This is a genomic window from Nocardioides sp. NPDC101246 (assembly GCF_044767415.1).
In the GTDB taxonomy this organism is placed as follows: Bacteria; Actinomycetota; Actinomycetes; order Propionibacteriales; family Nocardioidaceae; genus Nocardioides.
The window spans coordinates 404,379-429,201 of the sequence record NZ_JBIWNX010000005.1 but is presented as its reverse complement, the minus strand read 5'-3'; the positions used below and the strand labels follow the sequence as shown (position 1 = coordinate 429,201).

The 24,823-nt window shown below is 70.4% G+C and carries 26 protein-coding genes and 1 riboswitch; of the genes, 15 read left to right on the top strand and 11 right to left on the bottom strand.

Going from position 1 to position 24,823, the window contains the following annotated elements; translation table 11 throughout:
- Positions 1-187: 187 nt before the first annotated feature.
- Complete coding sequence (locus ACIRON_RS12145) at positions 188-1,456, bottom strand: extracellular solute-binding protein (protein WP_402992549.1); 1,269 nt, start codon at positions 1,454-1,456, stop codon at positions 188-190.
- A gap of 154 nt (positions 1,457-1,610) precedes the next feature.
- Here ACIRON_RS12145 and ACIRON_RS12140 point away from each other — a divergent pair, with 154 nt between their 5' ends.
- Complete coding sequence (locus tag ACIRON_RS12140) at positions 1,611-2,654, top strand: LacI family DNA-binding transcriptional regulator (RefSeq protein WP_402992548.1); 1,044 nt, start codon at positions 1,611-1,613, stop codon at positions 2,652-2,654.
- A gap of 41 nt (positions 2,655-2,695) precedes the next feature.
- Complete coding sequence (locus ACIRON_RS12135; protein ID WP_402992547.1) at positions 2,696-3,667, top strand: GNAT family N-acetyltransferase; 972 nt, start codon at positions 2,696-2,698, stop codon at positions 3,665-3,667.
- Here ACIRON_RS12135 and ACIRON_RS12130 read toward each other — a convergent pair.
- Positions 3,664-4,338, bottom strand: coding sequence for a Pr6Pr family membrane protein (locus ACIRON_RS12130; protein WP_402992546.1), 675 nt, complete (start codon positions 4,336-4,338; stop codon positions 3,664-3,666). The genes ACIRON_RS12135 and ACIRON_RS12130 overlap by 4 nt on opposite strands.
- 227 nt (positions 4,339-4,565) lie before the next feature.
- On the opposite strand from ACIRON_RS12130, the gene ACIRON_RS12125 reads away from it, so the two are divergent.
- The 3 genes from ACIRON_RS12125 (at position 4,566) to lhgO (ending at position 7,101) form a co-directional block, all read left to right on the top strand.
- A complete protein-coding gene (locus tag ACIRON_RS12125) occupies positions 4,566-5,465 on the top strand; it encodes a patatin-like phospholipase family protein (protein WP_402992545.1) in 900 nt (299 codons plus the stop codon).
- A gap of 110 nt (positions 5,466-5,575) precedes the next feature.
- On the top strand, positions 5,576-5,923 hold the full coding sequence (locus ACIRON_RS12120) for a YciI family protein (protein ID WP_402992544.1): 348 nt from the start codon (positions 5,576-5,578) through the stop codon (positions 5,921-5,923).
- Complete coding sequence (lhgO, locus tag ACIRON_RS12115) at positions 5,920-7,101, top strand: L-2-hydroxyglutarate oxidase (protein WP_402992543.1); 1,182 nt, start codon at positions 5,920-5,922, stop codon at positions 7,099-7,101. Before ACIRON_RS12120 ends, lhgO begins: the two co-directional genes overlap by 4 nt.
- Here the strand turns inward: lhgO and def are convergent, their stop codons facing one another.
- Positions 7,102-7,707 carry a peptide deformylase gene (gene def / locus ACIRON_RS12110; RefSeq protein WP_402992542.1) on the bottom strand — a complete coding sequence of 202 codons (606 nt, stop codon included), beginning with the start codon at positions 7,705-7,707 and terminating at the stop codon, positions 7,102-7,104.
- Positions 7,708-7,802: 95 nt separating this feature from the next.
- Here def and ACIRON_RS12105 point away from each other — a divergent pair, with 95 nt between their 5' ends.
- The 5 genes from ACIRON_RS12105 (at position 7,803) to ACIRON_RS12085 (ending at position 12,335) form a co-directional block, all read left to right on the top strand.
- Complete coding sequence (locus ACIRON_RS12105; RefSeq protein WP_402992541.1) at positions 7,803-9,167, top strand: acyl-CoA dehydrogenase family protein; 1,365 nt, start codon at positions 7,803-7,805, stop codon at positions 9,165-9,167.
- On the top strand, positions 9,167-10,381 hold the full coding sequence (locus ACIRON_RS12100; protein ID WP_402992540.1) for an acyl-CoA dehydrogenase family protein: 1,215 nt from the start codon (positions 9,167-9,169) through the stop codon (positions 10,379-10,381). Before ACIRON_RS12105 ends, ACIRON_RS12100 begins: the two co-directional genes overlap by 1 nt.
- A gap of 19 nt (positions 10,382-10,400) precedes the next feature.
- Positions 10,401-10,940 carry a nucleosidase gene (locus ACIRON_RS12095; protein WP_402992539.1) on the top strand — a complete coding sequence of 180 codons (540 nt, stop codon included), beginning with the start codon at positions 10,401-10,403 and terminating at the stop codon, positions 10,938-10,940.
- Between the two features lie 70 nt (positions 10,941-11,010).
- Positions 11,011-11,343 carry a hypothetical protein gene (locus tag ACIRON_RS12090; protein WP_402992538.1) on the top strand — a complete coding sequence of 111 codons (333 nt, stop codon included), beginning with the start codon at positions 11,011-11,013 and terminating at the stop codon, positions 11,341-11,343.
- Positions 11,344-11,417: 74 nt separating this feature from the next.
- Positions 11,418-12,335: a patatin-like phospholipase family protein gene (locus ACIRON_RS12085; protein WP_402992537.1), complete on the top strand. Its 918-nt coding sequence runs from the start codon at positions 11,418-11,420 to the stop codon at positions 12,333-12,335.
- A 42-nt stretch (positions 12,336-12,377) separates the two neighbouring features.
- Here ACIRON_RS12085 and galK read toward each other — a convergent pair whose 3' ends face one another.
- The 4 genes from galK to ACIRON_RS12065 form a co-directional block, all read right to left on the bottom strand.
- On the bottom strand, positions 12,378-13,538 hold the full coding sequence (gene galK / locus ACIRON_RS12080) for a galactokinase (RefSeq protein ID WP_402992536.1): 1,161 nt from the start codon (positions 13,536-13,538) through the stop codon (positions 12,378-12,380).
- 47 nt (positions 13,539-13,585) lie between these two features.
- The gene (locus ACIRON_RS12075; RefSeq protein WP_402992535.1) at positions 13,586-14,416 is read right to left on the bottom strand and encodes a hypothetical protein; all 831 of its coding nucleotides are present in this window, start codon (positions 14,414-14,416) and stop codon (positions 13,586-13,588) included.
- Positions 14,403-16,085 (bottom strand): VWA domain-containing protein, encoded by a 1,683-nt coding sequence (locus tag ACIRON_RS12070; RefSeq protein ID WP_402992534.1) that lies wholly within the window; start codon positions 16,083-16,085, stop codon positions 14,403-14,405. Before ACIRON_RS12070 ends, ACIRON_RS12075 begins: the two co-directional genes overlap by 14 nt.
- 124 nt (positions 16,086-16,209) lie before the next feature.
- The gene (locus tag ACIRON_RS12065; RefSeq protein ID WP_378872354.1) at positions 16,210-16,785 is read right to left on the bottom strand and encodes a LysR family substrate-binding domain-containing protein; all 576 of its coding nucleotides are present in this window, start codon (positions 16,783-16,785) and stop codon (positions 16,210-16,212) included.
- A 104-nt stretch (positions 16,786-16,889) separates the two neighbouring features.
- Positions 16,890-16,953: riboswitch (guanidine-III (ykkC-III) riboswitch) on the top strand.
- An 11-nt stretch (positions 16,954-16,964) separates the two neighbouring features.
- On the opposite strand from ACIRON_RS12065, the gene ACIRON_RS12060 reads away from it, so the two are divergent.
- On the top strand, positions 16,965-17,279 hold the full coding sequence (locus ACIRON_RS12060; RefSeq protein WP_402992533.1) for a DMT family transporter: 315 nt from the start codon (positions 16,965-16,967) through the stop codon (positions 17,277-17,279).
- 108 nt (positions 17,280-17,387) lie between these two features.
- The gene (locus ACIRON_RS12055) at positions 17,388-18,071 is read left to right on the top strand and encodes a TetR/AcrR family transcriptional regulator (RefSeq protein ID WP_176883528.1); all 684 of its coding nucleotides are present in this window, start codon (positions 17,388-17,390) and stop codon (positions 18,069-18,071) included.
- A gap of 10 nt (positions 18,072-18,081) precedes the next feature.
- Here the strand turns inward: ACIRON_RS12055 and ACIRON_RS12050 are convergent, their stop codons facing one another.
- A complete protein-coding gene (locus ACIRON_RS12050; protein ID WP_091041173.1) occupies positions 18,082-18,993 on the bottom strand; it encodes a cation diffusion facilitator family transporter in 912 nt (303 codons plus the stop codon).
- Between the two features lie 58 nt (positions 18,994-19,051).
- On the opposite strand from ACIRON_RS12050, the gene ACIRON_RS12045 reads away from it, so the two are divergent.
- The 3 genes from ACIRON_RS12045 (at position 19,052) to ACIRON_RS12035 (ending at position 21,673) form a co-directional block, all read left to right on the top strand.
- Positions 19,052-19,843, top strand: a complete 792-nt coding sequence (locus ACIRON_RS12045; protein WP_402992532.1) for an isocitrate lyase/phosphoenolpyruvate mutase family protein — start codon at positions 19,052-19,054, stop codon at positions 19,841-19,843.
- An 8-nt stretch (positions 19,844-19,851) separates the two neighbouring features.
- Positions 19,852-20,613: an MOSC domain-containing protein gene (locus ACIRON_RS12040; RefSeq protein ID WP_402992531.1), complete on the top strand. Its 762-nt coding sequence runs from the start codon at positions 19,852-19,854 to the stop codon at positions 20,611-20,613.
- Positions 20,614-20,698: 85 nt separating this feature from the next.
- Positions 20,699-21,673: a lipid kinase gene (locus tag ACIRON_RS12035; RefSeq protein ID WP_402992558.1), complete on the top strand. Its 975-nt coding sequence runs from the start codon at positions 20,699-20,701 to the stop codon at positions 21,671-21,673.
- 8 nt (positions 21,674-21,681) lie between these two features.
- Here ACIRON_RS12035 and ACIRON_RS12030 read toward each other — a convergent pair whose 3' ends face one another.
- The 3 genes from ACIRON_RS12030 to ACIRON_RS12020 all read right to left on the bottom strand — a co-directional run bounded on the left by ACIRON_RS12030 (position 21,682) and on the right by ACIRON_RS12020 (position 24,781).
- Positions 21,682-22,575 (bottom strand): SMP-30/gluconolactonase/LRE family protein, encoded by an 894-nt coding sequence (locus ACIRON_RS12030; RefSeq protein ID WP_402992530.1) that lies wholly within the window; start codon positions 22,573-22,575, stop codon positions 21,682-21,684.
- A gap of 152 nt (positions 22,576-22,727) precedes the next feature.
- On the bottom strand, positions 22,728-23,903 hold the full coding sequence (locus ACIRON_RS12025; RefSeq protein ID WP_402992529.1) for an ABC transporter permease: 1,176 nt from the start codon (positions 23,901-23,903) through the stop codon (positions 22,728-22,730).
- Entirely contained in the window at positions 23,900-24,781 is an 882-nt protein-coding gene (locus tag ACIRON_RS12020) for an ABC transporter ATP-binding protein (protein ID WP_402992528.1), read from the bottom strand. The genes ACIRON_RS12025 and ACIRON_RS12020 overlap by 4 nt, the downstream gene beginning before the upstream one ends.
- Positions 24,782-24,823: the final 42 nt, after the last annotated feature.

Here is a 24,823-nt window from a genome sequence, read left to right as displayed (position 1 = left end):
GTCACTCCGGTGGGGGGGGGGGGGGGGGGGGCGGGCCCGCGCCCCCGCGGGGGGGGGGGGGGGGGGGGGGGGGGGGGGGGGGGGGGGGGCCCCCCGCCCCCCCCCCCCGCGGCCCCCCCCCCCCCCGGGCGCTGGTGCTGTCAGAGTCATGAGATGACGGGCTCTTCCCAGCTCACTTGGAACTGACTCATTTGGAGAAGGCGGGCAGCAGGTCGGCGAAGGCCGTCTCCAGCGTGGCCAGGCCCGCGTCGAGGGTCTCGGCGCCGGAGGCGATCTTCGGGAGCTCCTGGTCCATCGGACCCCACAGCGAGGAGTACTCGGGCAGCTCGGGTCGCGGCTGGGCGGCCGGGAGCACGGTCTGGAAGCCGGCGATGCCCGGGTCGGCCTTGACCTCGTCGGTGTAGGCGTCGTCGCGGGTCGGGAGAGTGGAGTTCTTCAGCGCGATCTGGGCCTGGGTGTCGGCCGAGGTCATGAACTTCACGAACGCCGCCGAGGCCTCCTGGTGCGCCTCGTCCGAACCGGCGTAGACCGACAGGTTGTGACCGCCGGTCGGAGCGCCGGCCTCGCCGGTCGAGCCGGCCGGGACGGTGGCGATACCGAGGTTGTTCTTGTCGGCGAACGCCGAGCCCTTGTAGAAGTTCGTGATCTCCCAGGGACCCTGGATGATCGCGGCGACCTTGCCGTTGACGAAGGCGTCCTGGATGTGGGCGTACGCGTCGGCGGTGGTGTCCGCCTTGTGCAGGCCCGGGCCGTCGAAGAGACCCTGCCAGGTGGTCAGGCCCTTCTTGGCCTCCGGGGAGGAGATTGTGATCTTCTTGGCCTCGGCGTCGACGGTGTCGGTGCCCTCGCCGTAGAGGAACGGCTGCGCGTAGTAGGCGGAGGTCGAGCCCCAGTAGCCGTCGACACCGGTCTTGGACTTGATCGTCGCGGCGTCGGCCTTGAGCTCGTCCCAGGTCGCGGGGGCCTCGGTGATACCGGCCTTCTCGAAGAGCGCCTTGTTGTAGACCAGCGCGAGGGTGTCGGTGACGAACGGGACGCCGTACGTCTTGCCGTCGAACTCGGCCTGCTTGATCAGGTTGGGCTGGAAGGCGTCCTTCTCCTCGAGCGCCTCGGTGTCGTCCAGCGGAGCGAGGAAGCCCTTCTGCGCGAACGCAGGGGTCCAGCCGACCTCCGCGCGCAGCACGTCGGGAGCACCGCTGGCACCGGCCGCGGTGTCGAACTTGTTCTGCGCCTGGTCGAAGGGCACGTTGACGTACTTGACCTTGATGTCCGGGTTGGCCTTCTCGAAGTCCTTGACGAGGGCCTGGTACGTCGGCGCCTCGTTGGTCGCGTTCGAGGTGTCCCACCAGGTGATGGTGACCGGGCCGTCGCTGCTGTCGCCGCTGCCGCCGCCACATGCCGATGCCGCCAGGGCGAGCGATGCCGCCACTGCGGTGGCCACGATGCCACGTCGCATGAGTTCTCCTTCGATATGGGGCCGGGCGAGGAGTCCGCCCGGTGGTGTGACGAAGGTAACCCCGCGTCGAGGAGAATGTAAGAGCCTTTCAGCAAAAGTTGCAAACTTGCAGAAAGTTCTTGCAGACCGTGTAGGGAGGGGGCATGATGTGACCGTGCCCATAACACCAGCCTCCGCCCGTCTTGCTGACATCGCGGCCCATGCGGGCGTGAGCGAGGCGACGGTCAGTCGCGTCCTCAACGGCAAGCCCGGGGTCGCTGCGGCCACGCGGGAGGCGGTGCTGGCGGCGATCGACGTCCACGGCTACGAGCGCCCGGTGAAGCTGCGCCAGCGCAGCGAGGGGCTGGTCGGGCTGATCACGCCCGAGCTCGACAACCCGATCTTCCCCGCGCTCGCGCAGGTCATCGCGCAGGGACTGACCCGGCAGGGCTACACCCCGGTGCTCGCCACGCAGACGCCCGGCGGCTCGACCGAGGACGAGCTCACCGAGATGCTCGTCGACCGCGGCGTCACCGGGATCATCTTCGTCTCCGGTCTGCACGCGGACACCACCGCCGACATGACGCGCTACGAGAAGCTGCGCGCCCAAGGCGTTCCGTACGTCCTCCTGGACGGGTTCACTCCCGACATCAAGGCGCCGTTCATCTCGCCCGACGACCGCGAGGCGATGCAGCTGGCGGTCACCCACCTCGCGACGCTCGGCCACTCCAAGATCGGTCTGGCCGTCGGGCCCCGCCGCTTCGTCCCGGTCCAGCGCAAGATCGAGGGCTTCGTGGCCACGATGGCCGACCGCTTCGCTCTGAGTGCCGAGGAGGTCGAGAAGGGCTACATCCGTGACTCCCTCTTCACCCTCGAGGGCGGCCAGGCCGCTGCCTCCGAGCTCCTGGACGAGGGTTTCACCGCGATCGTGTGCGCGAGCGACATGATGGCGCTGGGCGCCATCCGTGCCGCCCGCTCGCGGGGTCTGCGGGTCCCCGAGGACGTCTCCGTGGTCGGCTACGACGACTCCCAGCTCATCGCCTTCACCGACCCGCCGCTGACCACCGTGCGCAAGCCGGTCCATGCGATGGGCCAGGCCGCCGTCCGTGCCATCCTCGACGAGATCGCCGGCACCGGAACGCCGCACTCGGAGTTCGTCTTCCACCCCGAGCTGATCGTCCGCGGCTCCACGGCCTCCGGCCCGCGCGTCAACCCCTGACCACCCGAAGGCAGCCCGCACGCGGCTGGCAGGATGGGCGCGTGACGATTGTGGCTGCTGCTGATGGTTCGGCGCTCGGTAACCCGGGACCCGCGGGGTGGGGTTGGTATGTGGACGAGTCCACCTGGGCCTGTGGCGGGTGGCCGCACGGGACCAACAACCAGGGCGAGCTGACCGCGGTCCTCGACCTGCTGCGGCAGACGGCGCACGCTGGCGAGCCGCTGCTCGTCTACTGCGACTCCAAGTACGTCATCAACTCGGTCACCAAGTGGATGGCGGGCTGGAAGCGCAAGGGCTGGAAGAAGGCCGACGGCAAGCCCGTCCTCAACGTCGAGATCATGAAGGACCTCGACGCGGCGATGCAGGGTCGCGACGTCCGGTTCGAGTGGATCAAGGGCCACTCCGGACACCCCCTCAACGAGGCCGCCGACAAGCTCGCGAACGGTGCCGCCCTGGCCTATCAGCAGGGGCGTACGCCGGACCCGGGTCCGGGTTTCGCCGGGGCCGTCGAGGCGCCCGCCGTCGCCCCGCAGGTCGCGCGACCCGAGCCCGAGCCGGACGACCTGCTCGGCCTGCTGGGCGCGGAGCCGGCCGTGGGCGGGAAGGGCCGGGCGTACTCCTTCTCCGCGGATCAGAACCGGATCGACCCCGACTGGGTGCACCGGATGCTCGCGCAGTCCTACTGGGCCAGCGACCGGACCCGGGAGGTGCAGGACGCGGCCAACAAGGCCTCGCGCTGCTACGGCGTCTACGACACAGCGGGCAAGCAGGTCGGCTTCGCTCGCGTGGTCAGCGACTTCGCCGCCTTCGCGTGGCTGTGCGACGTGATCGTCGACCCGGGTGTACGCGGCCAGGGCATCGGCAAGCTGCTGATCGAGGGGATCCTCGCCGACCTCGAGCCCTACCGGATCCGCCGGACCCTGCTCGCCACCGAGGACGCCCACGGGCTCTACGCGCAGTACGGCTGGGAGCCGCTGCCCGCGCCGGAGCGCTGGATGATCCGGAACCTCTAGCCGACGGCCACCGGCTCGGGCACGTCCCTTCTGCGTCCGACGGCGACGACTCCCCAGGCGACGAGCGTGAACGCCGCCGCGATGCCGGCGACGTAGAACGAGACCACCAGGTAGCCGTCCTGCACGTGCGGGTTGAGGAAGGGGTACGGGTACCACCAGCCTTCCCCGGTGAGCGGGGAGACGACGAGCTCGCCGCGGAGCTGGGTGTAGACCGCCCACGCGATCGGCCACGCGATGATGGCCGCGACCGTGGGCCACGGCAGCCGGCGGCGCGGGGGAGCGAAGAGCAGGTCGACGATCAGGCACACCGGGCCGATCAGGTGCAGCACCTCGTTCGCCCACGGGGTCGCGGCGAGCGCGATCCCGCGCAGCAGCAGGTTGTAGACCAGACCGGTGATGGCCATGAACGTGGTGGCCGCCGCGAGGAGCACCGCGATCCACACCGGCTCACGGGTCTTGCGGGTCAGCGCCCAGACCGCGGCCGCGCTCAGGGCCGCGAGGGCGAAGAGGTTCGACTGGATCGTGAAGTAGCTGAAGAAGTTCACCAGGACCGTCGCCTTGCTGGAGCCTTCGGCGGGCACCGTGCTCATGGCGTTGCCGAACTCGGTCACCACAGCCGCGAGGATGAGCGCCGCCATGATCAGGCGCAGGATCGACCAGGTCTTCGTCACCTGCTCACCGTAGAACCACCGCTCGCCGATCGCGGCGGATATCGGGGTGAGCCGCGTCGGTGTCGCGTGGTAGCGTCGCGGCGATCGTGATCCGACAGCAGGAGGTGAGTCCCGTGCACGCAGTGTCCACAGCGGGTGCTCCCCGCCGTCCACGATCGCGAGACTGAGGCCGGATCCGGGCCGAGTCGTAGGGAGCGCTCACCGAGAACTCCCGAGAGGCGACTCCCATGAACAACACCACGACCCCACGACCAGCGCGCACAGCCGAGCGCGCACTGGTCCTCGGTGGCGGCGGATCGGCAGGCAACGCCTGGCTGATCGGCGTCGTCGCCGGTCTGCTCGAGGGCGGGGTGGACGTGAACGATGCCGATCTGGTCATCGGCACCTCCGCCGGCGCGACGACGGCCGTCCAGATCAGCGGCTCGAGTCCGTCCGACCTGCTCGCCGCGGTCCTCGCGGCACCCGAGGTGCCGAGAGCGCAGCGCGGGCCTCGCCCTGACGGCCCGACCCATCTGGAGCGGACCAACGCCATCATCGCGGCCTCGGCCGACGTCGCCGACATGCGGCGCCGGATCGGCGCCGACGCGATCGAGCTCGCCGCGGCCTGGGGTGCGGAGGGCCGCGAGAGGTGGCGCCGGACGGTCGCCGCCCGGCTGCCCGGCCCGCACTGGCCGAGCCGCAACATGCTCCTCACCGCGGTCGAGGCCGACACCGGTGAACCGGTCGAGCTAGACCGCGACAGCGGGGTCGACCTGGTCGACGCGGTCGCGGCCAGCTGCGCCGGAGGCCCGGCGTACGCCATCGACGGCCGCGACTACATCGACGGTGGCTACCGGCGGTCGAGCGAGAACGCCGACCTCGCCGCGGGGTACGGGCGGGTGCTCGTGCTCTCGCCCCTCGGCGGCCGGACCCGGCATCCGGCCGCGTGGCGCAGCGAGCTCGCCGTCCAGGTCGAGGAGCTCCGAGCCGGCGGCAGCCGGGTCGAGACGATCCTGCCCGACGCCGACTCGCTCGAGGCTTTCGGCGAGAACATGATGGATCTCTCGACCCGGCCCGCGGCCGCCCGTGCCGGGCATCACCAGGGCCTGGATGTCGCCGGGAGACTGTCCGGGTTCTGGCACGGATAGGGCCGGCACGGCGTACGTTCTCCTCGAGGGCCTGTCGAAAGCGGCGGAACCCGTTCGTGGAGCGAGTGAAGGGTGGCGATGAGCGCTGCCCGGAACCAGGAGGTTGTTCGATGACCAGGTATCTGATCACGTTCCGCGACGAGGCGATGGACTTCCGCGAAGAGGAGGTGGCCGACATCGCCGAGGCGTCCGCCGAGATGACCCGTGAGGCCATCGCCGCCGGTGCGTTCGTCTTCGGCGGAGGAATCAAGGGCGGTCTGGAGGACGCGTGGACGGTCGACGAGGCCGGCGTGGTCACCGACGGTCCCTACCCGGAGAGCAAGGAGCACCTCGGTGGCTTCGTCGTCGTCGACGTCGGCACCCTCGAGGAGGCGCTGATGTGGGCGGGGAAGTGCGCCTCGGCGTGCCGGGCCACCGTGCAGGTCCGCGAGCTGCTTCCCGGGGCCGAGGCACTTTGACCACGACCGGGATCGTCGGCGGCGGGATCGTCGGGCTGGCGGTGGCGCGCGAGATCCTGCGCCGCCGCCCGGCCGAGACGGTGATCGTCTTCGAGAAGGAGTCCAGGCTCGGCTCCCACCAGACCGGCCACAACTCGGGCGTGGTCCACGCGGGGATCTACTACAAGCCCGGCAGCCTCAAGGCCCGGCTCTGCACCCGTGGACGCGATCTGCTCGAGGAGTTCGTCGCCGAGCACGAGATCCCCTACGAGGCCTGCGGGAAGCTGGTCGTCGCGGTGGACGAGTCCGAGATGGGGCGCTTCGACGCGCTGGAGAAGACGGCGACGGAGAACGGCGTACCCGGCCTGCGGCGAGTGGGCCCCGCGGAGATCGAGGAGATCGAGCCGTACGCGGTGGGCCTGGCGGCCCTCCACTCGCCGAGGACCGCGATCATCGACTACGTCGCCGTCGCCGAGGCGCTCGGCCGGAGCATCACCGAAGCCGGGGGAGAGGTACGCCTCGGCGAGGAGGTCACCGGCATCCACCGCGTCACGGGCGGGATCGAGGTCGAGACGCCGGCCGGCCGGACCCGGGTCGATCACGTGGTCGTCTGCGGTGGCCTGGAGTCCGACCGGCTCGGTGAGCTGACCGGCGGTCCGAAGGCGCCCCGGATCGTCCCGTTCCGCGGTGAGTACATGCAGGTCAGCGCTGCGAAGCAGGATCTCGTCCGGGGCATGGTCTATCCGGTTCCCGACCCGCGCTACCCGTTCCTCGGGGTGCACTTCACCCGGCGGGTGGGCGGTGGCCTCGAGGTCGGTCCCAACGCCTTCCTGGCGCTCAGCCGCCGCCGCTACGGTCGGACGTCGCTGACCCCGCGTGACGTCGTCGACACGCTGGCGTGGCCGGGGTTCTGGCGGTTCGCCGCCGAGCACTGGCGCACCGGGTTCACCGAGCTTCGCGGCGTGGTGTCGAAACAGGCCTACATGCGGGAGGCTCAGCGCTACGTGCCGGAGATCGGCGCAGCGGACGTGACCCGCGCGGGGCTGGGGCTGCGGGCCCAGGCCGTCGAGCGCGACGGCTCGCTGGTGGACGACTTCGTCATCCACTACGCCGAGGGCATCACCTCGGTGCGCAACGCGCCGAGCCCAGCCGCGACCTCCAGCCTCGCTATCGCGGAGTACGTCGTCGACCGGATGTGACTACTCGGCGACAGGCCAGGTCGCCGGGAACTCCTTGGCCAGGCGGTCGTGCTCCTTGGTGAGCTTCTTGCGGGCCTTGGCGGAGATGCGGTCGCCGAAGACGGTGCCGTTGGTGTGGTCGGTCTCGTGCTGGAGGCACCGGGCCAGCAGGCCGTTGCCCTCGAAGTGGACCGGCTTGCCGTCGAGGCCGAGACCGTCGACGGCGGCCCAGTCGGGGCGGGCGCAGTCCACGAAGGCACCGGGGAAGGAGAGGCAGCCCTCGAGGTCGACGTCGAGGTGGCGGTCCTCCCCCTCGGGCAGGGTCAGGACCGGGTTGCAGACGATCCCGACGGTGCGCTGTCCGGTGGCGTCGGGGCAGTCGAAGACGAAGATGGCGACGTCCTCGCCGATCTGGTCGGCGGCCAGGCCCACGCCCTCGGCGGCGTACATCGTCGCGACCATGTCGGCGGCCAGCTCGGCCAGCGTCGCGTCGAATTCCTCGACCTGCTTCTTGGGCCGGTGCATGACCGGGGTGCCCCAGCGTGTCATCGGCCGCACCTTCCCGCCCTCGGGCAGGGCGCCGTGGGGCGCTAGCGGGCGTGCAGATTCGAGCGAGGAGTCGGCCATGTGCCAAGCCTATAAATAAGACGTGAGTCGTTTGTTACCGCCATCACCACCCCGAAGTGTAGACCGTGTTGTAACTCCCAGTTACAGTTCTACCCATGAGTATCCTCCAAGGCCTACGTGGCGGGCTCGCGAACGGCGTCCCGTCCGGCGAGTCGCGTGATCCGATCGGGTTCGCCGTGGCCGGTCTGCGCAAGCTCTCGCAGAGCCCTGCGCTCGACCGGCTCGGTGTCCGCAAGCAGACCGAGCAGGTCGTCTTCACGGTCACCCGCAGCGGGTTCAAGACGATGGCGGCGACCAGCCGTGCGTTCAAGAAGAAGGGCAAGCAGGGCGCCCCGGGCGTACGTGTGCCCAACGCCATCCCCCAGGGCGTCTTCGACCTGACCCCGAGCGAGGACGAGCAGATGCTCGTCGACGTGGTCACCGAGTTCGCCGCCGAGGTCGTACGTCCGGCCGCGGCCGAGGCCGACGAGGCCTGCGCCGCACCCGACGAGCTGCTCAAGTCGAGCCTGGAGATCGGGCTGCCGATCCTGGGTGTCCCCGAGGAGCTCGGCGGCATCTCCGAGACCCGCTCCGCGGTTGCCGGCACCCTGGTCGCCGAGGCGCTCGCCAAGGGTGACCTCGGTCTGGCCGTCGCCGCTCTCGCGCCCGGCTCGGTCGCGACCGCGCTGGGCCTGTGGGGCACCGACGAGCAGCAGCAGACCTACCTGCCGGCCTTCACCGAGGGATCGGTGCCGGCCGCGGCGTTCGCGCTCAACGAGGACAAGGTCCTCTTCGACGTGCTCTCCCCGGCCACCACCGCCACCCGGACCGCCGACGGCTACACCATCAACGGGGCCAAGTCGCTGGTCGCCCGCGGCGCCGAGGCCGAGCTCTTCGTGGTCGGCGCCGCCCTGGACGGCAAGCCGGTCCTGTTCCTCATCGAGTCCTCGACCGATGGGCTGAGCATCGAGTCCGAGCCGGCGATGGGCGTACGCGCCGCCTCGCTGACCAAGCTGACCCTGACCGACGTGAAGGTCCCCGCGACCGCCGTCCTGGGCGAGACCGACGGCTCGACCTACACCGAGGCCGTGCGGCTCTCCCGCCTCGCCTGGTGCGCGCTGTCCATCGGTGTCGGCCAGGCCGTCCTCGACTACGTGACGCCCTACGTCAAGGAGCGCGAAGCCTTCGGTGAGCCGATCGCCCACCGCCAGTCGGTGGCGTTCATGGTCGCCAACATCGCGATCGAGCTGCAGGCGATGCGCCTGGTGACCTACAAGGCCGCCAGCCGGGTTGCCCAGGGCATCGACGCGACCCGCGAGATCGCGCTGGCTCGCAAGCTGTGTGCCGACAAGGGCATGCAGATCGGCCTCGACGGCGTACAGCTGCTCGGTGGCCACGGCTTCGTCAAGGAGCACCCGGTGGAGCGGTGGTACCGCGACCTGCGTGCGATCGGGATCATGGAAGGCACGGTGCTGGTCTGATGGCCATCAATCTGGAAGACCCCAAGAAGCTCAAGCCGCTGCGTGAGCAGGTCCACCAGGTCGCGATGAACATGCTGCGACCGATCTCGCGCAAGTACGACAAGGCCGAGCACGAGTACCCCACCGAGCTCGACATGCTCGCCGCCATGGCCGACGGCCTGGCCGAGTCCGGGCAGGGTGAGGGCGCGGGCGCCACCGGCGTACGCCGTGACTCCAAGCCCGACGACGGCAAGGTCAAGAACGGCGCCAACATGTCCTCGGTCCTCTCCGTCTCGGAGATGTGCTGGGGCGACGTCGGGCTCACGCTCGCGATGCCGCGCCAGGGCCTGGGCAACTCGGCCATCGCGTCGGTCGCCAACGACGAGCAGCACGAGCGCTTCGACGGCATCTGGGCCTCGATGGCGATCACCGAGCCCGGCACCGGCTCCGACTCGGCCAACATCAAGACCACCGCCACCCTCGACGGCGACCACTACGTGCTCAACGGCGAGAAGATCTTCGTCACCTCCGGTGACCGGTCCAACGCGGTCGTGGTGTGGGCGACGCTCGACAAGGAGCTCGGCAAGGCCGCGATCAAGTCGTTCGTGGTCGAGAAGGGCACCCCGGGGATGAAGGTCGAGCGTCTCGAGCACAAGCTCGGGATCAAGGCCTCCGACACGGCCACGATCACCTTCACCGACTGCCGGGTGCCTGCGGAGAACCTGCTCGGCAGCCCCGAGATCAACGTCAAGGAGGGCTTCGCCGGTGCGATGGCCACCTTCGACAACACCCGTCCGCTGGTGGCTTCGATGGCGGTCGGCTGCGCCCGCGCGGCGCTCGACTACACCCGAGACCTGCTCGAGAAGGCCGGCGTCGAGATCGACTACGACCGGCCTGCTCACCTGCAGTCGGCGGCCGCGGCGAAGTTCATCCAGCTCGAGTCGGACTACGAGGGGGCGTACCTCCTCATGCTCCAGGCCGCCTGGATGGCCGACAACCGCCAGCCCAACTCCATGGAGGCCTCGATGGCCAAGGCGAAGGCCGGCCGGATGGGCTCGGACGTGACCCTGTCCTGCGTCGAGCTGGCCGGCACCATCGGCTACTCCGAGGGTGAGCTGCTGGAGAAGTGGGCCCGCGACTCGAAGATCCTCGACATCTTCGAGGGCACCCAGCAGATCCAGCAGCTGATCGTGGCGCGACGGGTTCTGGGGCTCTCGTCGGCGGAGCTGAAGTAGCGCACTAAGGTCTGTGGCCATGAGCGTACTCGTGGTGTCAGCGACCAAGGCCGAGGCGGCCCACGTCCCTTCCGGGCTCAAAGTGGTGATCACCGGGATGGGAAAGGTGGCGTCCGCCTCGGCCGTCTCGCGTGTGCTGGCGGCCGACAAGACCATCCGGCAGGTCGTCAACATCGGTTCGTGCGGTGCGCTGCGTGACGGTCACACCGGGATCTACGAGGTCGGAACCGTGCTGAACCACGACTTCTCCTCCGCCGCCATCCGGGCGCTGGGCCACCCGGTCGAGGACGCGCTGGAGGTCGGGGAGTCCGACATCGTCTGCGCCACCGGCGACCTGTTCGTGACCGACACGGTCGTACGCGCCGAGCTCGCCCGGCGCGCCCACCTGGTCGACATGGAGGCCTTCGCCGTCGCCTGGGCCGCTCGTGAGGCCGGTGTCCCGGTACGCATCGTGAAGCACGTCTCCGACAACGCCGACGAGAGCGCCCTCGACTGGGCGAACGTCGTCGACCGCTCCGCGCGAGACCTGGCCGGGTGGCTCTCCGCTCACGTTCTGTGAAAGCGCACCCCTGTCCGGGCGCCGGTGGAAGCATGGGAACGACGTTGCCGCTTCGACCGAGGGGATGCTCATGATCGTTCGCTACTGGCGGGGCTGGAACACTCCCGCGAACGCGGATGCCTACTTCACGGTGCTCACCGAGCAGGTGATCCCCGGGATCGTCGCTCGTGCCATCCCCGGGGTCGAGGGACCGGTCGTCCTGCGGCGGGACCTGGGGGACGAGGTCGAGTTCGCGACGGTGATGACGTTCGCCGACGAGGCCGGCGTCGCGGCGTTCGGCGGGGCCGAGGGTGCTGCGGTCGTGCCTGCGGCGGCCCGAGAGGTGCTCTCGCGCTTCGACGAGTACTCGGCGCACTACGAGGTGGCTGCCGGGACCGCGGCCGTCACCCGCCCGAACGTGTGACGTGCGCCCCTGCCCGGGCGTGTCGGAGCGACCCGATGCCACGTGCTACTCCTCAGTAGGATCACAATCCAGGTGTGGACGCATTGCAATCGGGAGTGGTCGAGCTGCTCCGGTCCCGCCTGAGCGGGAACAGTGATGATGAGGCGACGCTGGCTCTCGTGATCGAGGGCGGTGGGATGCGGGGGATGCTGTCGGCGACCATGGCCGCGGTGCTCGCCGACCAGGGGATCGTGGACGCGGTCGACCTGGTGGTCGGCACCTCCGCCGGTGCCGCCAACGCGACCGCGGTCGCGGCCGGGACCATCGGCGCATTCAGCGAGTCGTACGCTTCGGTCTTCGCCTCGCCCGAGTACATCGGCGCCGGGCGGATGCTGCGGCGCAAGTCGATGGTGGACACCCGCGGGATCACCGCCCGCTCGGCGGAGCTGTTCGAGTGGTCGCTCGCGCTGCGTGAGGGGGCGCCCCGGCTGGCCGCGGTGGCCACCGACGTGGTGACCGCGAAGGCGGTCCCGCTCACCGACTTCACCGGTCCGACCGACCTGACCGACTCGGTGATCGCCTCGAGCCAGCTGCCCCTGGCCGGAGGTCTCCCGGTGACCGTACGCGGCCGCCGCTGGCTCGACGGCGGCCTGGTCGAAGCGGTGCCGGTCGCCTCGGCGGCGGCGCTCGGGGCGACGCATGCGATCGTGCTGGTGACGCGGCCGTTCGGTACGGCGCCGACCTACGGGCCGGCCGACCGGGTCATCGAGCGCTACCTGCGCCGGGTGAACCCGGACCTTGGTGAGCGCTATCGGAACCGGCCGGAGCGTTATCGCGCCACGGTCGCCGAGATGCGGGCCGGTCACCACGCAGGAGTGCGCACGCTGACGTTCGCGCCCGATGCGGCCGACCCGATCCCGGGCCGGACCGAGACCGACGTCGACCTGCTGCGTGCGGCGCGTGAGGCTGCTGCCGCCACCGCGACGCGGATGCTCACCGAGATAACTCGGTGAACTCGCACTGACTTCGCGGAGTTCGACGAAGTCAGTGACCGCTCACCGAGTTACCTCGGTGAACATCGCGCCGGCCGACGGGCTGGCGATCAGGTGCCCCGGAGCGCCGTAGCCCGCCTCGGCGAAGGCCTTGTCGATGGCCGCGCTGACCGTCTCGACGGCGTCGGTGGGGAGGATCGAGACGATCGAGCCGCCGAAGCCGCCACCGGTCATCCGTGCCCCGTCGGCACCGGCGTCGACCGCGGTCGCGACGGCCAGGTCGAGCTCGGGGACGGAGATCTCGAAGTCGTCGCGCATCGAGGCGTGCGAGGCGGCGAAGAGCTCACCGATCGCGACCCAGTCACCGCCACCCAGCGCGGTCACGGTCGGTTCGACGCGAGCGATCTCGGTGACGATGTGGCGCGCCCGACGGCGTACGACGTCGTCGCCGAGGGACTCGACCTGACCCAGCGTGGCCTCGCGCAGCGAGCGCAGCCCGAGATCCGCGGCAGCCTTCTCGCACTGGGCGCGCCGGGAGGCGTAGCCGCCGTCGGTCAGCTGGTGCTTGACCCGGGTGTCGGTGACCAGGATCGTGCGCTCGCCGAGGGCGAGCGGGACGTTGCGGTGCGCACCGGAGTCGAAGTCGATCAGCAGGGCACCGCCGGCCTCGGCGAAGACGGCGACCGACTGGTCCATCCCACCGGTCGGCGCCTTGGCGACCTCGGTCTCGGCCCTGATCCCGGCTGCGACGACCGCCCGCTGCAGGTCCTCGTCGAGAGTCCGGCCGGCGACGCCCAGCGCCGCCACCGCGGTGGCGCACTCGACCGACGCCGAGGAGGACAGGCCGGCGCCGAGCGGGACCGAGGACTCCAGGTGCATGTCCAGGCCGCCGCTGACGAGGCCGGCCTCGCGCAGCGTCCAGAGCACCCCCGCGACGTACGCGGCCCAGCCCTCGATCTCCGGGCCGAGCTCGTCGATGTGGCCGGTGAACGGCTCCGGCTCCTGGCCCGACGCGATCCGGATGACGCCGTCGGTACGCGGCGCGGCCGCCGCGTAGGTGGCGTGGGGGAGGGCGACCGGCAGCACCAGCCCGGCGTTGTAGTCGGTGTGCTCACCGATCAGGTTGACTCGCCCCGGTGCCCTCCCGACCACCGTGGCCTCGGCGCCGAAGGTGGTGCGCAGCGCCTCGGTCGCGCGCGCGGAGAGGTCGGTCGGTTCGAGCATGGGGGAAAGTCTGCCGCGTGCGCGTGGCCCGCGCGGACCCGGGTCGCTCAGTAGACCGCGATCACCCGGACGGTCGCGGTCCGGTCGGCGGTGCTGAGGTTGCGGAGCACGCCGACGACGACCACGTTGTCGCGGTGCTCGAGCTCGTCGAAGTCCTCCTGCTTCCCGCGACTGCCCACGTGCATCGTGATGGTGAGCCCATGGCTCCTCTGCGCCAGCGTCCCGGTGTTGTCGCGCCCGTCAGTGGCCGGCGCTGGGACCTCGAGGATCGCCTGGCGAACGTCCGGTCCGGCGACAGTGAACTGGAGGAACTGGTCGTCGGAGGCGGTCTGCGCGACCAGGCCGGCGACCCGGTCGAGCTCACCGTCGGGCTCGTGCAGCAGCCCGCGCTGCTGCAGCTCGGCCAGCACGTCGCCGACCAGGGTCTCCCGAGTGGGCCGAGCCTCCTGGGCGTACTTCCTGGCGACGTCGCGGACGTACTTGGTCACCGCCTTGACCGGCGGCACGTCGAGCCCGGCCTCCGCGCTGCCGGAGGAACTCCTGACGACCTCGCGAAGCACGGTTCCGACCTCACCGCGGAAGAGCTGGGCGTGCAGCATCGCGATGCGGGTCTCGGAGAGGAAGTAGTAGGTGTGGATCGGTCGCCCTTCGATCCCGCGCGGTGGCGGCGGCTTGGATACCGGCCGATCGCGGCGGTACATGCGGACGGCGCCGGAGCCGGCGCCGATCGCGAGCGCGCCGACCGCACCGAGTGCCCAGCCCCACGCGCTCGTCGCGACGGCGGCACCGGCCAGCGGCACGGCGAGGACCGCTCCGGCGGCGGTGAAGCCGGAGTTGATGATGGTGGCGAGCGTCGAATGCGGCCTACTGGTAGTCACGGATCTCCTGGAAGATCGTGCGGAGGTCGGCGGCGTCCTTCGCGATGACCTCGCGGCCGCCGGTGTGCTCGGCGAAGCCGACCAGCTGCTCGATGCTCGCGTCGGCCGAGGTGGCGGCATCGCCGACGAGCACCACGTAGAGCGGCACCCCGAGATCGCGGTAGGCCGCCTCGTACTTCTTGCTGAGCTGGGCATAGGACTGCCCGCCGTTCTGCTCGCCGTCGGTCATCAGCACGATCGAGGTGGTGGCGCCCTCCTCGGGTGCGGCTTTGATGGCCGCGTACGCCGTGTCGATGGCGTCGTAGTAGGCGGTGCCGCCGTGGCCGGTCAGCTCGCCGACGCGGTCGATGAGGCGGGTGAGCGCCTCGTCCCGCGCCGGCTGGTCCTCGACGACGAGGGACCCGAGGGACTGCGTCTCGTCGGCGTAGGTGTAGACCGAGAGCCGCTCGCCCTTCCGGAAGCGCTTGAACTGCCCGCTGATCGAGGTGTCGTCGCCGGCCAGCCCCTCGAAGGCCCGCCGCAGCTGGTTCATCTTGATCTCGTCCATCGAGGCGGAGGTGTCGAGCAGATAGGTCGTCCGAGTCTTCGGCGCGAACTCGTCGAAGTAGGTGAAGATCAGCTCGTCGATGGTGCCGAGATCGTCAGGCAGCGGGAGCGTCTTGACGTCGTTGTCGGGTACGCCGGGGGAGGGCGTCACGCTCGTGCGACCCGGCCTCCGCCCGCTCTTCTCGCTCAGCTCCACCTGGACATCGGCCGTGCGCAGCCACGCGACCGCCGTGTCGTACGCCTTCTGCTTCTCGGCATCGACGAGCGTGAGCGGGTAGGTGGCCTCGGTGGTGCCGTCGCTGGGATAGACGATGTCCAGATCCTCGACCCGCTCCGCGAGCGTCAGCAGCTCGGACTCGTAGTTGAAGATCGCGTCGTAGGCCGTCGGGTTCTCCCGGAACGTGTCCGAGAGCCATCCGGAGCTGGCCGCGCGGCCGAGCTGGCCGCTGAAGAGCTGGCGTACGTCGTCCTGGACCAGGCCGACGTCCTCGCTCTGCAACGGCGGCTCGGCGTCGAAGGCGGTGGCCACACCGGCGAGCGTGGACAGGCCGGAGTTGGAGGATGCGGGACTGGTCATCAGGAAGCCGAGCTCGCCGTCACCGGCGCGGCGGGCGATCTCCTCCCAGGAGACGTCGGCGTCGCCGGTCCAGCCGAGCCGGTTGGCGACGTCGTGGTGCACGCCGAGCACCACCGGTGAGCGCATGATCGGGTCGGAGGAGGTCAGGTCGTCGGTGCCCTTGGCCGCCAGGGCGAGGCGCAGGTAGTCGTCGGAGGCGAACCAGGCGGCGTCGTAGCGGTCCGGGTCGGCCACGATCGCGTCGGCGGCCTCGAGGGTGCCGATGAACTCGGGCTCGAGCACGACGTTGGTCTCCTCCCGGAGACGCCTCACGAGTGCGCTGGGCTCACAGCGCACCGGCGTGCCGGTCGACTCCTCGGCCTTGCTGGTGCCGCCCGCGCACAGGACGTCGTCGAGCTCCGAGCCGGCCGCGACCTTCAGGGCCACCGGGTCGGCCAGCCTGTCTGGCCCGGAACCGCCCGGGAGCGCGTTGGCGACCAGGAACCAGGCGAGCAGTCCCAGACCCAGACCTCCTGCGACGACGGTCGTCCACCCCGTGCGGTTCACCTGAAACGCCTGCCTTCTGTCTGGATCGGGCAGAGTCTAGGGACGAGTCGCGGCGCCGTTGGCCGGAATGGGAGCCAGGCTGAGCAGATGTCGCCAGGCGTTCACCGGGCATTTGCCGGGGGCCTCAGCCGCGAGAGGAGTTCCGCGAGCGGCCGCGGACGATGCCGATGAACGTCTGCACCCGCTCGTCGTCGTTGTCGATCAGCCAGGCCAGGCCGACGGTGGTGGGCTCGATGCCGGTGACCGGCCGGAAGACGGCGTCCTTGCGGTGGTAGAGCCGGGCGATCGACATCGGCACGATCGCGATCCCGGTGCCGGCGGCGACCGTCTCGACGGCATCCTTCTCGCTCATCGGCGGCCACGACATCTGCTCGGCGCTCGGCGTCCAGCCCCCGCGCTCGGGGATGACCAGCTGCTCCTCGGCGAGGTCGTCGAGAGTGACCTCCTCGAGCAGCGAGAGCAGGTGCTCGTGGCCCATCACCGCGACCGGCTGCTCCTCGTAGAGCGGGATGCAGTGGAGGCCGTCGCGGTCCACGGGGAGGCGGAGGAGACACATGTCGAGCTCGCCCTCGCGCAGCAGCCGCTCCTGGTCCTCCTCGGTGACGGGGACCAGCTCGAGCCGCTCACGGCTGCGGTCTCGCCAGGTCCGGGCCCATTTGTCGGGGGTGGCTCCGGTGACGAAGCCGACGGTGAAGGTCACCTGTGCATCCTCCCATCAATCGCCTCTGAATCCCGTGCTGAAGAACGCAGCGTTCCTTGTTGCCGAGAAGTTTCTATCGTGTGACAGGTTTGCTAAGGTCGAAGACGTCAGCCGAGACCGGCTGCCGGACGAGGGAGCCGTACCCGGAGGCGCGACAAGACGGCCGTCTGGAGTGGGTCATGTCCTGGCTTTTTCTTGTTGTATCCGGCGTGCTCGAGGCCGTGTGGGCGCTCGCCCTCGGCCGCACCGAGGGATTCTCGCGGCTGGTTCCCTCGATCGTCTTCGGTGTCGCCCTGATCGGCAGCCTGGTGGGGCTCGCGATGGCCATGCGCACCCTGCCGATCGGCACCGCGTACGCGGTCTGGGTAGGCATCGGCGCCGCGCTCACCGTCGGCTACTCGATGATGGCGGGCGAGGAGGCGATCAGCCCGGTCCGCGTGTTGCTGATCGTCGCGCTCGTCGGCTGTGTCGTCGGGCTCAAGCTCACGCACTGACGGGTTTGGGGGCGGACACGTCCTCTGACGCTTGACTCTTTCGATATGAGTGCGAAACTTACTCTCTCCCACGTTATCTATCGCACGACAGAAAAAGGCGATGCCACGGTGTCACAGATCTCGCCGCGTCCGGGTCGCGGCCGTCCACGGCTGCTCCCCGGAAAGATTGCGGCGAACCCCCGAGATCAGATCCTCGCTGCCGCTGCCGAGCTCTTCGTGAGCCGCGGCTATGCCGGCACCACCACCCGCGAGATCGCGGACGGTGCCGGGCTGAGACAGGCCTCCATCTACTACCACTTCGGCAGCAAGGAGGAGATCCTCGCGGTGCTGCTCGAGCGCTCGGTCCAGGACCGGGTCGAGCAGGCCGGGAAGATCGAGGCCGGGATGGGGTCGGTCACGCCCGACGTCGGCCTCTACGCGCTCGCCGTCAGCGACATGAGCGCGCTGGTCGCCATGCCCTACAACATCGGCATGCTCTACCGGCTCCCCGACGTCATCGCCTCACCCGTCTACGACCGCTACGGCCATCTCCGCGGTGACCTCGTCGCCGGCTACGGCCGGGCCGCGCAGCGTGCCGCGGGCGAGCGGGTCTCGGCGGCGAGCGGCGAACCCGGCCTCGGCGAGCTGGTCGTGCAGATGGTCGAGAGCGTGGTCAGCCTCCGCCGCGAGGACCGGGTCGGCAGCACGACGGTCGCCACGATCGCCGCGGCCTGCCTGCGGCTGTGCGGGGTCGCCGAGGACGCGATCGAGCAGGCCCGCGAGGCGGCGCTCACCGCGCTCGCTCGGGCCTGACCCTCAGCCCTCAGTGCATCCCCGGCTCGTGGGCCAGGTGCGTCTCGGGCTCGAGCTGGAAGGTGGAGTGCTCGACGTCGAAGTGACCGGCCAGGCATGCCTGGACCCGGTCGAGGACCTTCGGTGCGCTGCCGTCGACGAAGCACTCCGGGCGCAGGGTCAGGTGGGCCGAGACGGCGGGCAGGCCCGAGGTGACCGTCCAGGCATGCAGGTCGTGCACCTCGACCACATGGTCGACGTCGAGCAGGTGCCGGCGCAGGTCCTCGACGTCGACCTCCGCCGGCGCCCCCTCGAGCAGGATCCGGCCGCTGTCGCGGAGCAGGCAGACACCTGCGTACGTCATCAGGGCGACGACCACGAGCGAGGCCACCGGGTCCGCGCGGGTCCAGCCGGTGAGCAGGATGACGATCGCGGCGACCAGGGTGCCGATGAAACCGTAGAGGTCGGTGAGGACGTGCTGGTAGGCGCCCTCGACGTTGAGCGAGGTGCGGTTGGCGCGCGCCATCAGGGCGGCCGCGAGGATGTTGACGGCGCAGCCGACGAGCGCGACCACCAACATCGGCCAGCCTTCGGCGTCGGGCGGGTCGATCAGGCGCCGGATCGCCTCCACGGCGACGACCGCGGCGAAGACGAGCAGGGTGATCCCGTTGAGTGCGGCGGAGAGGATCTCGGCGCGCTTCCAGCCGTAGGTCCACTGGCCGTGCGCCGGCCGTGCGGCCAGCCGCATCGCCCATAGAGCCGCCGCGATCGCGCCGACGTCGGTCAGCATGTGGCCGGCGTCGGCGAGCAGCGCGAGCGAGTCGGCGAGGATCGCGACCGTCACCTCACCGATCAGGAACACACCCAGGAGCGACATCGCGGCGATGAGGTAGCGCCGGTCCGCCGCGGGTGAGATGTGTTCGTGATCGTGCCCCATGTTCATCGATCCTAAGCTCGAAATCCGGTTCTCGGCCGCGCCGTCCCATGGCAGGGTGACCGGCATGTCGCTCGCCGAGAACTTCCTGTCGCTGCACCTGCCCGGACGCCCGCTGCTGATGCCCAACGCCTGGGACGCGGGCTCGGCCAAGGTCCTGGCCTCGCTGGGATTCCCGGCCCTGGCCACGACCAGCAGCGGGTACGCCGCGACCCTCGGCCGCCTCGATGGCCAGGTCACCCGCGACGAGGTGATCGCGCACGCCACCGCGCTGGTCGAGGCGGTCGATGTGCCCGTCTCCGCCGACCTGGAGGCGGGCTTCGCGGACACGACGACCGAGGTCGAGGAGACGTTCCGGCTCGCGGTGGCCGCCGGTCTTGCGGGCGGTTCCATCGAGGACTACGCCGGGATCGAGAAGGACACCATCTACCCCGTCGAGCTCGCCGCCGAGCGGGTCGCCGCCGCGGCCGGAGCCGCCGGTGACGGCTTCGTCCTCACCGCCCGGGCCGAGAACCACATCCGCGGCCGCGACGACCTCGACGACACGATCGCCCGCCTCCAGGCCTATCAGGAGGCCGGCGCCGATGTACTCTTCGCGCCTGGCGTCATCGCCGTCGAGGACGTACGCCGCCTGGTCGAGGCCGTCGACCGCCCCGTCAACGTCCTGCTGCTGCCGGGTGGCCCGTCGGTCCCGGAGCTGGCCGAGGCCGGCGCGGCGCGCATCTCGGTCGGCGGCGCGTTCGCGTTCGCTGCGCTCGGTGCGGTCAAGCGGGCCGCGGAGGAGCTTCTCGGCGCCGGCACGACCGGCTACACGGAGCTGGCGGCCGAGGGTGCCCAGGCGTTTCGCAACGCTGGTTGACTTGCACCGTGATCGATGAGCTGACGGTGGTGCGGGCGGGGTTCGCGCCGATCAAGGGGACCAGGCACCTGCCCCACGACCGAGTGGTGCTCGACGCCCAGGGGGCCGTGGGGGACCGGGGCTTCGCGCTGGTGTCGGTCGAGGAGACCGACCCTGCTCGCGGACGGGTGCTGCGGACCGTCCAGAACCCGTCGCTGGTCGCGGTGCGCGCCGAGTTGGTCGAGGACCGGCTCGAGGTCGAGCTGCCCGACGGGGAGTCCGTGTCCGCCGAGCCGGTCGTGACAGGGGAGAGCCTCACCTGCGACTACTGGGGCCGCGACGTCGATCTGGAGCTGGTCGACGGCCCCTACACCGCGCTGTTCTCGCGGTGGCTCGACCGGCCGGTGCGCCTGGCCCGTGCTCGGCGAGGCGACGTCATCTTCGCGGGTGCGGTCACGGTCGTCACCACGGCGTCGCTGCGCGACCTCGCTGGGCAGGCCGGCGACGAGCCCGTGGACGCCGCGCGGTTCCGGCCGACGCTCGTGGTCGAGACCGACGAGCCCTATGTGGAGGAGTCCTGGCTCGGGCGCGAGGTCCGGGTCGGCGGGGCGACGCTGCGGATCGGCGTGCCCATCCCGCGCTGCGCCGTGATCGACGTCCATCCGGAGACGGGGGAGCGGGACGTACGGCTGCTGAAGACCCTCGCCTCGCACCGCCCGCTCAACCGGGCCGGCGAGCCGGCGTTCGGGGTCTTCGCCGAGGTGGTCACACCCGGCGCCGTCGGCCGGTAGCCGGCCGGTCGCGGGCCGCACAGGCGATGCACAGGAACACGCCAGCGCGGACTCAGGTCGAGTGCGTACCCTCCTGAGGGTGGATATGCAATCGCTGTTGTCGCGCGACTCCGTGAAGGTCGCCCTCGTCGTCAACGCCGGCTCCCGCCGGGGAGAGGACGCACTGGATTCCTTGGAGGAGAAGGTTCGGTCCGCCGGGATCGAGGACGTCCGCTCCTACGCAGTCCACTCGGGGGAGGAGCTGGAGGCCGCGCTGGACGAGGTGGCCGCCGAGAAGCCGGACCTGTTGGTCATCGGCGGTGGCGACGGGTCGGTGAGCGCTGCCGCTGGCCGCGTCGCCAACACCGACGTCGTGCTCGCCGTCGTCCCGCTCGGCACAGCCAACGACTTCGCCCGCACGCTGGAGCTGGAGCTCGAGCCAGAGGCCGCGATCCAGCAGCTGCTCGAGGGCAAGGTCATCAACGTCGATGTCGGCAGGGCCAACGGCCACGCCTATCTCAACGTGGCCTCCTTCGGTCTGTCCGTCGCGGTGACCGAGGCGCTGAGCCCGGGGATGAAGAAGCTGATCGGGCCCGCGGCCTACCCGGTGGCGACGCTGAAGGCCTACCGCGATCACACACCCTTCACCGCACGGCTGGAGTTCCCGGAGGGCGACCACGAGACGGTCGAGTTCGAGGACCTTCTCCAGGTCGCCGTGGGCAACGGCCGCCACTACGGCGGCGGCAACACCGTCTCGCCCAACGCCTCGGTCGACGACGATCTCCTCGACGTCTACGCGATCGTGCGAGGCAAGCTGAGCGACCACGTCTCCATCGCCCGGCTGCTGAAGAGCGGCCATTTCGTCGAGCACGAGCAGGTGCACCACACCACCACCCGCGCCGTACGGATCACCACCGAGGAGCCGATGCCGGTCAACCTCGACGGCGAGATCGTCACCAAGACGCCGGCCGACTTCGCGCTCGAGAGCAACGCCCTCCACGTCGCCGTGCCGATGCGCAGTCGCGCCGGCCGTCTCGACGGCCCGCCGCCGGACGCCAGTGATGAGCGGACCGAGGCGTAGACCAGACCCTAGGGGCGCCCGGCCCTCGGCACGTCGACCCGGATGGCCAGCAGCCGGGCCTCGGTGTTGGCCTTGCGGGGCTCCTCGAAGAAGTCGGGCGCGGCGCAGACGTACAGCGTCCTGCCGTCGCTCCCGCCCAGCATGCACGCGAAGACGCCGCCGCCCGGCTCGATCTGCTCAAGGATCTCGCCGCCCTCGGCGACCCTGACCACCCGGCCGAAGACCGCGTCGGCCGTCCACACGGCGCCCTCGGCGTCCAGGCAGCAGCCGTCGGGCGCGAGCACGGCATCGCCCATCGCCTCCGCGAAGGCGGTGTGCGTGCTGAGCTCACCGAACTTCGCCCACGTACGCCGGTTGCTCAGCGACCCGTCCTCCGCGATGTCGAAGGCGCTGATCCGGTTGCCGCAGGTCTCGTCGACGATGAGGGTGCCGTCCGCGGTGATCACGCTGCCGTTGGGGAACCACATGTCGTCGGCGACCTCGGTCACCGTCCCGTCCGGGTCGACGCGCAGCAACACCGTCGGCGCCACGTCGGCGCCGGCCATGATGTCGAAGCCGAAGTTCCCGACGTACGCCCTGCCCTGCTCGTCCACCACCATGTCGTTGAGGTGGTGGACGACGTGGCCGCTGAGGTCGGCATGGGTCACCAGTGATCCGTCCGTCTCGCGTCGCAGGATCCGGCGATCGCGCATCGAGACGACCAGGAGGTGGCCGTCGGGGAGCCAGCCCAGTCCCGACGGCTGCCCCGGCACCTCCGCCTCGACCCGGAGATCGGACCCGTCCTCCTGGGCCGAGTAGACCTTGTGGGAGTAGAAGTCCACGAACCAGATCCGGTCCTCGTGCCACCGCGGGCACTCCAGATAGTGCAGGTCCTCCACAACGGTGGTGATCTCTCGGGCCATGTCTGTGCTCCTCGGGTCGCCGTCGACTGCCCCCATCATGCCGAGAAGTCAGGTACGTCGGGCGAGAAGTCACTGAGGCGGATCGAGATGGCACCGAGGTGCCATCTCGACCGACCGGAGTGACGTCTCGGCCGACGCGGGTGACGGCTCGGCTACTCCTCGAGGCGCCAGGCAGCCTTGAGGGAGAGCTGGCCGCCGGTCTGGAGGAGGGCACGGCTGTAGAGACGCTCGGCGAGGCGTACGAGGGCGACGCCGAAGGCGAGGAGCAGGACCACGGCGATGATCGGCTCCCACCAGGCCGCGGTGCCTTCGACCAGACGCATCGGCATGAGGACCGCGGAGAGCGGTGGGACGTACGAGCCGATGACCTCGCCGATGCCGTCGAGGTAGAGGGCGCCGAAGAACATCACCATGAGCAGCATCGTGATCGGGGTGGAGGAGGACTGCAGGTCCTCGGTGCGGGAGGCGAGCGCGCCCGCGACCGCCCACAGGGTCGAGAGCACCACGAAACCGATCAGGAAGAAGACCACGAACCAGCCGATCGCGCCGGACAGTGCCGGTAGGGCGAAGCTGAAGTCGGTCAGGCTCAGGCCGACGAGCCCGACGGCCACATAGATGAGCATCTGTCCGACGGCGATCACGGCGTTGCCGATGATCTTGCCGGCGAGCAGCTGCCGCAGCGGTACGGCGGCGGCGATCATCTCCACGATCCGAGACTGCTTCTCCTCCACGACGCTGTTGGCCAGCGTCATCCCGAACATGATCGAGGCGAAGTAGAAGACGATCGCGAGGGCGTACCCGACGATCCAACGGATGGCGCTCAGCTCGCTGTCGCCCTCGATCTGGTCGAACGCGACCTGCGATCCTTCGGTGAGCACGGCCGCCGAGGTGCCCGCCTCCTGGGCGTTGCCGGCGAGGACGATCTCCTGGATCGCCTGATCGACCACGTCGCGAAGGTCGGAGTCGGCCTCCTTCAGGCTGACCAGGGTCCACCCGTCAGAGGTCGCCCGCAGGTACGCGTCGGCCTGCTCCTCCTCGAGCGCCTGCCGGGCGGCGTCCCCGTCGGCGACCTCGACCGGCTCGATGCTCACCTTCTCGTCGATGTCGGAGGCGCGCTCGGCGATGCCCTCGACCATCGCCTGCGAGGCCGTGGCGGAGTAGGCGAGGTCGTAGGTCTTCTCGCGGCTCTCGCTCCACGCGGTGAAGCCGAGCACGCCCACGATGACCGCGAGCATGACCGCGGTGCCGATCAGGGTCGACTTGTCGGTGGCCCGGACCGCGATCTCGCGGCGGGCGACGATCTGCCACACGGGCTGGTTGCGAGTCATGCGGTGACCTCCCGGTAGATCTCGGACAGGCGGGGTACGACGCGGTGGAAGTCGAGCACGTTCCCGCGGCTGGTGGCCTCGGTGAGCAGCTTCTGCTCGGCGCCGGGGGAGACGACCTCGATCTCGGCCTCGGGACCGGAGACGTCGCGGACGTGGAGGCCCGGCAGGTCGCGTACCCAACCGGCGTCGCCGTCGAGGACGAGCCGGTAGCGGAGCGCGCTGTCGGCGCGCAGCTCCTCGCCCGTCCCCTGGGTGACCACCCGGCCGCGGGCCATCACCACCAGCCGGTCGCACAGCCGGTCGACGAGGTCGAGCTGGTGGGAGGAGAAGACGACGGGTACGCCGTCGCGAGCATGCTCGCGCAGCAGGTCGGCCATCGCGTCGATGGCATCGGGATCGAGCCCGGAGAAGGGCTCGTCGAGGATCAGCGCCATCGGCGCGGGGACGAGGGCGGCGATGATCTGGACCCGCTGCTGGTTGCCCAGGGACAGCTTCTCCAGCGGATCCTTCATGCGGCCGCCGAGGCCGAACCGCTCCAGCAGCGCGGAGATCTCCCGGCGCGCGTCGGCGGTGGACATGCCGCGCAGCCGCGCCAGGTAGACCAGCTGGTCCAGGATCGGCTGCTTCGGGTAGAGGCCGCGCTCCTCGGGCATGTAGCCGAACCGGCGACGGTCCTCACGGGTGACCTCGTGGCCCTGCCAGGACACCGTCCCGGCGTGCGCGGCCAGCACCCCCATGATCATCCGCATGGTGGTGGTCTTCCCGGCACCGTTGCCGCCCACGAACCCGGTGAGCCCACCGGACGGGACCGGGAAGGACACGTCGTCGACGGCGACCATCTCGCCGAACCGACGGGTCAACCCGCTGACCTCGAGCATCGAATCTCCTCTGCGTTGGGAACGAACGGGACCCACGCTATT

Excerpts from the sequence above, each read along its gene's own strand:
- ACIRON_RS12145 (WP_402992549.1), bottom strand. The coding sequence starts at position 1,456 with ATGCGACGTGGCATCGTGGCCACCGCAGTGGCGGCATCGCTCGCCCTG.
- ACIRON_RS12125 (WP_402992545.1), top strand. The coding sequence starts at position 4,566 with ATGAACAACACCACGACCCCACGACCAGCGCGCACAGCCGAGCGCGCA.
- ACIRON_RS12120 (WP_402992544.1), top strand. The coding sequence starts at position 5,576 with ATGACCAGGTATCTGATCACGTTCCGCGACGAGGCGATGGACTTCCGC.
- def (WP_402992542.1), bottom strand. The coding sequence starts at position 7,707 with ATGGCCGACTCCTCGCTCGAATCTGCACGCCCGCTAGCGCCCCACGGC.
- ACIRON_RS12105 (WP_402992541.1), top strand. The coding sequence starts at position 7,803 with ATGAGTATCCTCCAAGGCCTACGTGGCGGGCTCGCGAACGGCGTCCCG.
- ACIRON_RS12100 (WP_402992540.1), top strand. The coding sequence starts at position 9,167 with ATGGCCATCAATCTGGAAGACCCCAAGAAGCTCAAGCCGCTGCGTGAG.
- ACIRON_RS12095 (WP_402992539.1), top strand. The coding sequence starts at position 10,401 with ATGAGCGTACTCGTGGTGTCAGCGACCAAGGCCGAGGCGGCCCACGTC.
- ACIRON_RS12090 (WP_402992538.1), top strand. The coding sequence starts at position 11,011 with ATGATCGTTCGCTACTGGCGGGGCTGGAACACTCCCGCGAACGCGGAT.
- galK (WP_402992536.1), bottom strand. The coding sequence starts at position 13,538 with ATGCTCGAACCGACCGACCTCTCCGCGCGCGCGACCGAGGCGCTGCGC.
- ACIRON_RS12060 (WP_402992533.1), top strand. The coding sequence starts at position 16,965 with ATGTCCTGGCTTTTTCTTGTTGTATCCGGCGTGCTCGAGGCCGTGTGG.
- ACIRON_RS12050 (WP_091041173.1), bottom strand. The coding sequence starts at position 18,993 with ATGAACATGGGGCACGATCACGAACACATCTCACCCGCGGCGGACCGG.
- ACIRON_RS12045 (WP_402992532.1), top strand. The coding sequence starts at position 19,052 with ATGTCGCTCGCCGAGAACTTCCTGTCGCTGCACCTGCCCGGACGCCCG.
- ACIRON_RS12035 (WP_402992558.1), top strand. The coding sequence starts at position 20,699 with ATGCAATCGCTGTTGTCGCGCGACTCCGTGAAGGTCGCCCTCGTCGTC.
- ACIRON_RS12030 (WP_402992530.1), bottom strand. The coding sequence starts at position 22,575 with ATGGCCCGAGAGATCACCACCGTTGTGGAGGACCTGCACTATCTGGAG.
- ACIRON_RS12025 (WP_402992529.1), bottom strand. The coding sequence starts at position 23,903 with ATGACTCGCAACCAGCCCGTGTGGCAGATCGTCGCCCGCCGCGAGATC.
- ACIRON_RS12020 (WP_402992528.1), bottom strand. The coding sequence starts at position 24,781 with ATGCTCGAGGTCAGCGGGTTGACCCGTCGGTTCGGCGAGATGGTCGCC.